Genomic DNA, 9,720 nt, shown 5'->3' on the forward strand with positions numbered 1-9,720 from the left:
CCACCACCCTGCGGGTGGTCCCCCTCCCCACGGCTTCGCCGCAGGGAGGATTAAGATGTCCGCTCCCCACCCCTAAGCCGCCGCGTCGTTCGCGCCGCCCCGGTGGGTTGAAATCCGGGCGGTTGGTCCTAAACCCGCTGGCATGACATCCCCCGCGCAGCAGCTCACCATCGTGATGGCCCAGATGACCCAAATGGTCGGCGACCTCGCCGCCAATGCCGATGCGATGCGCGCCGTCCGCGCGCGGCACGGGCAAGCCGACCTGATCCTCTATCCCGAGCTGCAGCTGATCGGCTATCCGCCCGAGGATCTGGTGCTGAAGCCCGCGCTCGCCGAGCGCGCGGCGAAGCTGCTCGCCGACCTCGCCGCCGAGACCGCCGACGGCGGCCCCGCGATGCTCGTCGGCTCGGTCGAATGGGAGGCGGGCAGCCTCTATAATATCGTCGCCTTGCTCGACGGCGGCCGCATCGTCGCCAAGCGGCGCAAGCACGAACTGCCCAATTACGGCACTTTCGACGAAAAGCGCATCTTCGCCCCCGGCCCGCTGCCCGATGTCGTCGCGTGGCGCGGGGTGAAGCTGGGCCTCCCGATCTGCGAGGACGGCTGGCTGCCGACGGTGTGCCGGCATCTGGCGGGGCAGGGCGCCGAGCTGCTGATCTCGGTCAACGGCAGCCCCTATGAGATCGACAAGGACGAGCGGCGCCTGACGCAGGTCTTCGCCGCCCGCGTCGCCGAAACCGCGCTGCCGGTGATCTTCCTCAACCGCATCGGCGGGCAGGACGAGATCGTGTTCGACGGCTGCTCCTTCGTGCTCAACGGCGACGGGACGACGTCGCACCGGTTGACCGACTGGGAGGCGGAGGAGCGCGTCACGCATTGGACAAGACGTGCGGGGGGGTGGCGCTGCGAACCCGGTGCGATCGCCGAATGGGAGGCGCATCCCGCCGACATCTACAGCGCGATGATCCTGAGCCTTCGCGACTATGTCGAGCGCAACCGCTTCCCGGGCGTGGTGCTCGGGCTGTCGGGCGGGATCGATTCGGCGATCTGCGCCGCGATCGCCGCCGACGCGCTCGGCCCCGACAAGGTGTGGTGCGTGATGCTGCCGAGCCGCTTCACGGGCCAAGCGAGCCTCGACGATGCCGCGGGCTGCGCGGCGATGATCGGCTGCCGCCTCGACACCATCCCGATCGCGCCCGCGGTCGACGCCTTCGACATCATGCTCAGCGACAGCTTCGCCGACAGGAATGTCGACACGACCGAGGAAAATGTCCAGTCGCGCATCCGCGGCGTGACCTTGATGGCGCTCAGCAACAAATTCGGCCCGATGCTGCTGACCACCGGCAACAAGAGCGAGATGAGCGTCGGGTACGCGACCATCTATGGCGACATGGCGGGCGGCTACAACCCGCTGAAGGACGCGTATAAGATGACCGTCTTCGCGTTGGCGAAATGGCGCAACGAGACTATTCCGCGGCTGTCGCGCAACCCCGTGACCCCGGTGATGCCCGACACCATCATCACCAAGCCGCCCAGCGCCGAGCTGCGCCCCGACCAGAAGGACGAGGACAGCCTGCCGCCTTATGCCGATCTCGACCGCATGCTCCACATGCTCGTCGAAGAGGAGGCGAGCGTCGACGATGTCGTCGCGAAATATGGTTTCGAGCGCGACGCGGTGGCGCGGATCGAGCGGCTGCTGGCGATCGCCGAGTACAAGCGTCGCCAGGCGCCGCCGGGGGTCAAGCTCTCGACGCGCAATTTCGGGCGCGACCGGCGCTATCCGATCACCCATGGTTTCCGGACGGGGTGACGCGCAAAAAGGGGAGAGACGAATGGCCTTGCTGGGAGAAAATGTGCCGCCCGCGCGCGCGGCGATGGCGCTGGAGGCGCTGCGCATCACCGTCGCGTTGCTGATCCTGATCCACGGGGCCTACCGGCTGACGATGGGGCTGGTCGAACCGTTCGGGATTTGGCTGGACAGCATCGGCTTTCCCTATGGCTATGCTTGGGCGATGGCGGTGACGCTGTACGAGCTTATCGGCCCCGCGCTGATGCTGGCGCGGCGCTGGACCAGCCTCGCCGCACTGGGGCATGCCGCGATCCTGACGCTCGGCGCGATCCTCGTGCATATGCCCGCGGGCTGGTTCGTCGTCGGCGCGGGGCGCAACGGGGTCGAATATAGCGTGCTGCTTATCGCCGCGCTGCTCGCGATCGCCTGGGCCTGGTGGCCGCGGCGGCCGGCAGCGGCGGCGGCGACGCTGCACTGACCGGCGCGGCATCGCGCGCCGGCTTGGCGGCGTAGAGCGCGGCGTCGGCGGCGCGCATCAACGCGAGCAGGTTGACGCCGTCGGCGGGCGCCGAGGCGAGCCCGGCGGTCGCGCCGATGCGGATCGGCTGGCCGTCGATGGGGAAGGGCGGGGCGAGCGCGGCGAGCAGCGCGCTCGCGCGCACGTCGAGCGCGGTCGCATCGCATTCGGGGAGCAATATCGCGAATTCGTCGCCGCCGATGCGCGCGACGGTCGCGCGCTCGCCCGCATGCGCGCGCAACCGCCCGCCGATCGCGATCAGCAGCCGGTCGCCCGCGGCATGGCCGTGGCGGTCGTTGACGGGCTTGAAGCCGTCGAGGTCGAGCAGGACCAGCGCCGCGCCCCTGGCCGCGCCCCTACTCACGCCCATGCCGCCCTCGGCGAATATCTCGTCGGCGGCCATGTGCAGCGCGCGGCGGTTGGCGAGCCCGGTCAGCGGATCGGTCATCGCCTGGCGCTGGAGGCGGCGGCGGAGCAGCAGCATCTCGACCTGCTGCGCATGCTGGTCGAACACCAGCCGGACCAGGAAGACGATCGCGAGCAGGACAATCGCAACCGCGATCTGGTCCATGCGGTTGCCGGTGACGAGCAAGGCGGCGATCACGGGGGTGAGGCCGGCGCCGAGCACCGCGAGCGTCGCGCCGCGCACCGAGGCGAGGCAGAAGGCGGTGGTCAGCGTGCCCATCACCATGAACATCGGATAATAGCTGCGCTGGCCGGGTTCGGCGAGCAGCCAGCTCGCCGCGGTCCAGACGCCGCACAGCGCCGCGATCGGTACCGCGATCAAGGCGACCCGCGCGGTCAGGCGGCGCGCGGCGGCGGCGGTCATCGGCCGCGACCGGCTGCGCAGCCAGTGGACCAGCCGCACCGCCGAGATGGCGATGGCGGAGAGCGGCATGCCGTAGCGGATCAGCCAATGCGCTTCGCCCGCGGCGGCGAGCATCGCGACCGCGACGACCGCGATCATCGTGGCATAGAGGATCGGGACGAGCACCTGCAGCCGCGCGACGCGGGCGAGCGCGAGCTCGTCGGCAATCGCCGCCGGTACGCGCGGCCACAGCCGCGAGCGCCATCCCCTCGTTTCACCCTCCATCGCCCCGGGCTAGCCGCAAAGCGCGAAGAAGCGGTTAATCGCGGCGGGCCGGTGCAAGGGGGTGGGGGCAAGTTGATGGTCGCCACGCCGCGATCATTGCGGCTATAGGCGCGGCCATGACCGTCACCACGCGTTTCGCCCCCTCGCCGACCGGCAGCCTCCACGTCGGCAATATCCGCACCGCGCTCCACAACTGGCTGTGGGCGCGGAGGCATGGCGGGCGCTTCCTGCTGCGCATCGACGACACCGACCTCGAGCGTTCGAAAGAGGAGCATGTCGCCGGCATCCGCGCCGATCTCGCGTGGCTCGGGCTCGATATCGACGGCGAGGAGCGCCAGTCGGCGCGTTTCGCGCTCTACGAGGCCGAGTTCGAGAAATTGAAGGCGGCGGAGCGCGTCTATGCCTGTTACGAGACGCCCGAGGAGCTCGACATCCGCCGCAAGGTGCTGCTGTCGCGCGGGCTGCCGCCGGTCTACGAGCGCAAGCCCGCGGGCGCGCCGGTCCCCGAAGGCGTGACGCCGCACTGGCGCTTCCGCCTCGACCATGACGCGCCGATCGAGTGGACCGACCTCGTGCGCGGCCCGCAGCATTTCGAGCCGAAGACCATGTCCGACCCCGTGGTGCGCCGCGCCGACGGCAGCTGGCTCTATCTCCTGCCCAGCGTGATCGACGATATCGCGATGGCGATCAGCCACGTCGTGCGCGGCGAGGACCATGTGTCGAACACCGCGGCGCAGATCCAGATGTTCGGCGCGCTCGGCGCGGCGCCCCCCGCATTTGCGCATGAAGCGCTGCTCGTCGGGACCGAGGGTAAATTGTCGAAGCGCTTGGGCTCGCTCGGCATGGAGGCCCTGCGCGAACAGGGGATCGAGCCGGTCGCGCTGCTCGCGCTGCTCGCGCGGCTCGGCACCAGCGATCCGGTCGAGCCCGTCACCACCGCCGCGCCGCTGGTCGAAACGATCGACTTCGCGCATTTCGGCCGCGCCCCCGCGCGCTTCGACGAGGCCGAACTCGCGCTGCTCAACCAGAAGATCGTGCATCAGCTGGACCATGCGGACGTCGCCGCCCGCATCCCTGCGGCGATCGACGCGGCGCGCTGGCACGCGATTCGCCCGAACCTGATGACCGTGGCGGAGGCGGCCGACTGGGTAGCGGTGTTCGACGGGCCCTTCGCGCCGCCGCCCGCTGCCGCCGAGGATCGCGCCGTGCTCGAAGCCGCTGCCGCCGCGGCCCCCGGCGTCGACTGGGGCGCCGACCCCTGGCACGCGCTGACCGGTGCGGTGAAGGACGCGACCGGCGCGAAGGGCCGCGCGCTGTTCCTGCCGCTGCGCCGCGCGCTCACGGGGCGCGACCATGGTCCCGACATGGCCGAACTGCTGCCGCTGATCGCCCGGGATCAGGCGTCGGCGCGGCTGTCGGCCTAGGCTTTCCTCGCTGCGATCCCCTTGCCGACCTTCGCGCTTGACAATCTTGGGGATGTTATAATATCACATCATTCCGACCTGGCCGGAACAGCAGCACAAGCGCGGCGGCCCGGGGTCGCTCACGGCAAGGAGAGAGGCCATGACCCTGATACCGATGATTTCGTCCGTCCTGTCGGCGCGCCGCGCCGCAGTGCCCGCCGGACCCGACCTGTTGCAACGCGGCGGCTACAACCCCGGCGCCGGGCATCGCCCTGCCGCCGCGGCGATCGCAATCGGCCTGCCCGCGGCGCTGCTCGTCGCCGTCGCGCTGTCGCCGATGATCATCGAACCCAAGCCGATCGTCGAGCCGACCATCGGCACGCTGATCGAGCTCGACAAGCCGGTGCCGCCGCCGCCCGACCCCACCGACCAGGTGCTGCCGCCGCAAAGCGCGCTGTCGGCGGCGCCGCCGCTTGTCCCGACGCCGCCGACCAGCGAATTCACCGCCCCGGTGTTGCCCCCGATTCCGGTGCCGCCGACCGCCGAGCCGGGGCCGGTCCCGATTCCCGAGACGCCGCCCGCGCCGCCGCCCAAGCTGGTGCTCGCGCAGCTCGACCAGCGCTACATCGGGGGTTTCCAGCCCGACTATCCGCCGCGCGAGCAGCGCGAGGGGATCGAGGGCGTGGCCAAGGTTCGCGTGCTGATCGGCGCCGACGGCAAGGTGAAGCAGGTCGAACTGGTCAGCAGCGACAGCCCCGGTTTCTTCGAGGCGACCAAGCGGCGCGCGCTCGCCAAATGGCGCTTCAAGCCCGCGACGCGCGGCGGGGTGGCCGAGGAAAGCTGGAAGGAGATGACGGTGCGCTTCGAGATCAAGAACGCCTGACGCCTCTCCCGGGCGGGCGGCGGTCGCGCACCTGACACCGGCCGCCGTTCGTTCGTTTCGCTTGACATAAGCGCCGAATCCGGTCAGAGGCGCGCGCTTATCGGGGGCGGCGTGCTTGCGCGCTGCCCTGTTGTTTTTCACACCATCAGTCGGGGCCAACCGTCCCGCGCGCCGCGACCGCCACCGGTTTCTGCGTCAAATTTTCGAGGAACAGGGCCATGGCCAAGCCGACGACCGTCAAGATCAAGCTCGTGAGCACCGCCGACACCGGCTTCTTCTATGTCACCAAGAAGAACCCGCGCACGATGACCGAGAAGATGGCGCAGCGCAAATATGACCCCGTCGTGCGCAAGCATGTCGAGTTCAAGGAAGCCAAGATCAAGTGACGTTTTGACCCGTTTCGCATCGCGAAACGGCACGGCAGAACGTCATCCCCGCGAAGGCGGGGGTCGATGCGATCCCGAAGGGCGGCCATTGCGCCGCCCTTTTTCGTGCGCGCGGGAAGGGCCGGGTTCGACGTGGGGAGCTGCCACTTGTCCGGTCGTCATCCCGGGCTTGACCCGGGACCCGCCTTCCTTCTTTCGACGTCGGATCAAGAAAAGGCAGGCCCCGGGTCAAGCCCGGGGTGACGAAAGTGGGTTACGCCAACGTCGCGTTCCGCCCGAAAGCGGTCGAACTGCAACTCGACCAACGCAATACGCACAGAGGTGCAGAGGCCGCAGAGAGGAAAGATTGCCGCCTCTGCGGCCTCTGCGCCTCTGCGCGAATAAAAGGATGGCTCGCGGCCGCTCCCGCCCGAAGGCCCTAAAGCTCGTCCCCCAGCGCGCCATATTTCGCTTCGAACCCGGCCTTGTCGCCGCGCGCCAGATAGCCCGCCTGGTCGACGAAATTGTCGCGCGCGATGCGGCCCTGGAAGGCGCCGAGCTGCGGGTCGATCGTGGCGATATCGGCGTCGGTCCAATCGGCGATCTGCTGGAAGCCGGTGACGCCGAGCCCGTTCAGCAGACCCGCGAGCTTGGGACCGAGGCCCTTGATCAGCTGCAGATTGTCGGTCTTGGCGGAAGCCGGAGCCGGAGCCGGAGCCGGAGCCGGGGTCGGTTCCGGCGCGGCGGCAGGCTCGGGTTCGGGCGTCCGTGCCGGCTCGGGCTTGGGGGCGGGTGCCGGTTCGGCCTCGGCGACGGCTTCGGGCGCCGCGGGCGGGGCAGGCTGCGGTTCGGGCTCGACGGGCGCCGCGGCCGGAGGCGGTGCTTCGGCTACCGGCGCTGGAGCCGGCGCCGGAGCAACCGGGGCAGCGGGGGCCGGCGCGGGCTCCTTGGGCTTGAAGCGCGCGGGTTCGGCCGCGACGATCTCGGGCTTCACGGCTTCGAGCGGCTTTTTGGGTTCGGCGGGCGGCGCCACGGTCGGCGCGACATCCTCGGCCCGTTTGCGGCCGAAGAGGAACCACAGCAGCACGATCGCGACGACGAGCCCGACGACCGCGATGACATAATTTTCCTGAAGCCACGCCATGATAGTCTCCCTGTTGTGGTCAGCCTATGCGTCCGCGTCCGCGCCGTCCAGCTTCGCGCATTCGGCTTCGCGCGCGACCTCGCGCCAGCCGATGTCGCGGCGGCAGAAGCCGGTCGCGAAATCGAGCTTGTCGACTGCGGCATAGGCGCGCGCCTGCGCCTCTGTGACGCTGCGCCCGGTGGCGGTGACGTTGAGCACGCGGCCGCCCGCGGCGACGATCGTCTCGCCGTCGCGCGCGGTGCCCGCGTGGAAGACGCGCACGCCGCCGCTCTCGGCGTCGGCGATGCCGCGGATCGCGCCGCCCTTTTCGGGGGTGCCCGGATAGCCTTTGGCGGCCATCACCACGGTCAGCGCATAGTCGGTGGTGAAGGCGGGCGGGGTCGCTTCCGCCAATTGGCCCGTTGCGGCGGCGTGGAGCAGCGCGGCGAGATCGCCGGTGTAGCGCATCATCAGCACCTGGCATTCGGGGTCGCCGAAGCGGGCGTTATATTCGATCAGCTTGGGGCCTTCGCTGGTCAGCATCAGCCCCGCGAAGAGAACCCCGACATAGGGCGTGCCCTCGGCGGCGAGCGTCGCCACCGTCGGGCGGATGATGCGGTCCATCACCGCCGCCTCGAGCTCGGGGGTCAGCACGGGGGCGGGGCTGTAGGCGCCCATGCCGCCGGTGTTCGGGCCGGTATCGCCGTCGCCGACTCGCTTGTGATCCTGCGCGCTGCCGAAGGCCATCACATTGGCGCCGTCGGAGAGCGCGAAGAAGCTCGCCTCCTCGCCGGTCATAAATTCCTCGATCACCACCTCGGCGCCCGCGCCGCCGAAGGCGCCGTGGAACATGTCCTCGATGGCGGCGGCCGCCTGCTCGGCGGTCTCGGCGATGATGACGCCCTTGCCCGCGGCGAGGCCGTCGGCCTTGATGACGACGGGGATGTCAAAGCCTTCGAGCGCGGCATGGGCTTCCTCGGCGCTGCTGCAGCGGGCATAGGCGGCGGTCGGGATCGACGCGCGGGCGCACAAATCCTTGGTGAAGCCCTTGCTGCCTTCGAGCCGCGCCGCCGCGGCGCCGGGGCCGAAGGTCGCGATGCCGAGCGCGCGCAGCCGGTCGGCGAGCCCCGCGACGAGCGGCGCCTCGGGGCCGACGACGACAAAGTCGATGCCGTGCGCGGTGCAGAAGGCGACAAGCCCGTCCAGGTCGTCGACACCGATGCTCACGCATTCGGCAAAGGCCTCGATCCCGGGGCTGCCCGGCGCGGCATAGAGCTTGGCGCAGGAAGGCGATTGTGCCAGTTGCCAGCTCAGCGCATGTTCGCGGCCGCCCGAGCCGACCAGCAGGATATTCATGACCGTTCCTTTTCCCGATCCGGCGTCCGAAACCGACCCCGCGGCGCGGCTGTTAGCCGAGGCGGCGCCCGGCGACAATGCGCCCGATATGACGGTCAGCCAATTGTCTGCCGCAATCAAGAGGACGGTGGAGGACGGGTTTTCCCGCGTCCGCGTGCGCGGCGAGCTGTCGGGGACGAAGCGCGCGGCGTCGGGGCATTTTTATGCCGCGCTCAAGGACGACAATGCGCTGATCGACATGGTGATGTGGAAGGGGCAGGCGGCGCGCCTCGCCTTCCGGCCCGAGGACGGGATCGAGGTGATCGCGACCGGCAAGCTCACCACCTATCCGGGGCGCTCGAAATATCAGCTCGTCGTCGAAAGCCTCGAGGTCGCGGGCGAAGGCGCGCTGATGCTGCTCTTCGAGAAATTGAAGGCGCGGCTCGGCGCCGAGGGGCTGTTCGACCAGGGGCGCAAGCAGGCCTTGCCCTATCTGCCGCGGGTGATCGGGGTCGTGACCTCGCCGACCGGCGCGGTGATCCGCGACATCCTCCACCGCCTCGCCGACCGCTGCCCGACGCGCGTCATCGTCTGGCCGGTGCTGGTGCAGGGCGACGGCGCCGCGGCGCAGGTCGCGGGTGCGGTGCGCGGCTTCGACGCGATCGAGCCCGGTGGACCGGTGCCGCGCCCCGACCTGGTCATCGTCGCGCGCGGCGGCGGCTCGATCGAGGATCTGTGGGCGTTCAACGAGGAAGTGGTCGTGCGCGCGATCGCCGATTGCCGCATCCCGACGATCAGCGCGGTCGGGCACGAGACCGATACGACGCTCGCCGACTATGCCGCCGACCGCCGCGCGCCCACCCCGACCGCAGCGGCCGAGATCGCGGTGCCGGTGCGCGCCGAGCTGCAGGAAATCCTCGCCGGCTGGGGCGGGCGGATGATCGGCGCCGCGAACCGCCAGCAGGCGCTGGCGGGCGAACGGCTGACGGCGCTGGCGCGGCATTTGCCCAAGCGCGAGGCGCTCTATGCGCCGCAGCGCCAGCGGCTCGACGACGCCGCCGACCGGCTGGATCGCGCGCAGCGGCACCGGCTGGCGGTCGTGGCGGAGCGGCTCGCGACGCGTGGCAGTGCGCTACGCCCCGCGCTGCTCGCGCGGCGCTGGGACCGCGACCGCGCCTTGCTCGAAGGGCTGGGGCGGCTGCTCACCTCGCT

Annotated in this window: 9 protein-coding genes; 6 read left to right on the forward strand and 3 right to left on the reverse strand. The window is 70.2% G+C overall.

What is annotated here, in order from left to right:
* The first annotated feature begins 142 nt into the window (after positions 1-142).
* Together ATE62_RS22480 and ATE62_RS22485 are read left to right on the forward strand one after the other, a co-directional pair.
* Positions 143-1,810, forward strand: coding sequence for an NAD+ synthase (locus ATE62_RS22480; protein ID WP_058810586.1), 1,668 nt, complete (start codon positions 143-145; stop codon positions 1,808-1,810).
* Between the two features lie 22 nt (positions 1,811-1,832).
* On the forward strand, positions 1,833-2,267 hold the full coding sequence (locus ATE62_RS22485; RefSeq protein ID WP_058810587.1) for a DoxX family protein: 435 nt from the start codon (positions 1,833-1,835) through the stop codon (positions 2,265-2,267).
* Here the strand turns inward: ATE62_RS22485 and ATE62_RS22490 are convergent.
* Positions 2,191-3,399 (reverse strand): GGDEF domain-containing protein, encoded by a 1,209-nt coding sequence (locus tag ATE62_RS22490; RefSeq protein WP_058810588.1) that lies wholly within the window; start codon positions 3,397-3,399, stop codon positions 2,191-2,193. The genes ATE62_RS22485 and ATE62_RS22490 overlap by 77 nt on opposite strands.
* A gap of 116 nt (positions 3,400-3,515) precedes the next feature.
* Between ATE62_RS22490 and ATE62_RS22495 the strand changes: the two genes are divergently transcribed.
* The 3 genes from ATE62_RS22495 to rpmG all read left to right on the forward strand — a co-directional run bounded on the left by ATE62_RS22495 (position 3,516) and on the right by rpmG (position 6,071).
* Entirely contained in the window at positions 3,516-4,823 is a 1,308-nt protein-coding gene (locus tag ATE62_RS22495; RefSeq protein ID WP_058810589.1) for a glutamate--tRNA ligase, read from the forward strand.
* 139 nt (positions 4,824-4,962) lie between these two features.
* On the forward strand, positions 4,963-5,685 hold the full coding sequence (locus ATE62_RS22500; protein ID WP_058810590.1) for an energy transducer TonB: 723 nt from the start codon (positions 4,963-4,965) through the stop codon (positions 5,683-5,685).
* Between the two features lie 218 nt (positions 5,686-5,903).
* On the forward strand, positions 5,904-6,071 hold the full coding sequence (gene rpmG / locus ATE62_RS22505; protein ID WP_058810591.1) for a 50S ribosomal protein L33: 168 nt from the start codon (positions 5,904-5,906) through the stop codon (positions 6,069-6,071).
* A 418-nt stretch (positions 6,072-6,489) separates the two neighbouring features.
* Here the strand turns inward: rpmG and ATE62_RS22510 are convergent, their stop codons facing one another.
* Both ATE62_RS22510 and purD read right to left on the reverse strand, forming a co-directional pair.
* Positions 6,490-7,194 carry a hypothetical protein gene (locus ATE62_RS22510; RefSeq protein ID WP_058810592.1) on the reverse strand — a complete coding sequence of 235 codons (705 nt, stop codon included), beginning with the start codon at positions 7,192-7,194 and terminating at the stop codon, positions 6,490-6,492.
* Between the two features lie 24 nt (positions 7,195-7,218).
* Positions 7,219-8,529, reverse strand: a complete 1,311-nt coding sequence (gene purD / locus ATE62_RS22515; RefSeq protein ID WP_058810593.1) for a phosphoribosylamine--glycine ligase — start codon at positions 8,527-8,529, stop codon at positions 7,219-7,221.
* On the opposite strand from purD, the gene xseA reads away from it, so the two are divergent.
* Positions 8,528-9,720: exodeoxyribonuclease VII large subunit (xseA, locus tag ATE62_RS22520; RefSeq protein ID WP_058818621.1), on the forward strand; the 1,193-nt coding region annotated here is incomplete at its 3' end. The genes purD and xseA overlap by 2 nt on opposite strands.

Source organism: Sphingopyxis sp. HIX, assembly GCF_001468285.1.
Classification (GTDB): Bacteria; Pseudomonadota; Alphaproteobacteria; order Sphingomonadales; family Sphingomonadaceae; genus Sphingopyxis.

Coding starts and splice junctions, on each gene's coding strand:
- ATE62_RS22485 (WP_058810587.1), top strand. CDS start 1,833: ATGGCCTTGCTGGGAGAAAATGTGCCGCCCGCGCGCGCGGCGATGGCG.
- rpmG (WP_058810591.1), top strand. CDS start 5,904: ATGGCCAAGCCGACGACCGTCAAGATCAAGCTCGTGAGCACCGCCGAC.
- ATE62_RS22480 (WP_058810586.1), top strand. CDS start 143: ATGACATCCCCCGCGCAGCAGCTCACCATCGTGATGGCCCAGATGACC.
- ATE62_RS22510 (WP_058810592.1), bottom strand. CDS start 7,194: ATGGCGTGGCTTCAGGAAAATTATGTCATCGCGGTCGTCGGGCTCGTC.
- ATE62_RS22495 (WP_058810589.1), top strand. CDS start 3,516: ATGACCGTCACCACGCGTTTCGCCCCCTCGCCGACCGGCAGCCTCCAC.
- purD (WP_058810593.1), bottom strand. CDS start 8,529: ATGAATATCCTGCTGGTCGGCTCGGGCGGCCGCGAACATGCGCTGAGC.
- ATE62_RS22500 (WP_058810590.1), top strand. CDS start 4,963: ATGACCCTGATACCGATGATTTCGTCCGTCCTGTCGGCGCGCCGCGCC.
- ATE62_RS22490 (WP_058810588.1), bottom strand. CDS start 3,399: ATGGAGGGTGAAACGAGGGGATGGCGCTCGCGGCTGTGGCCGCGCGTA.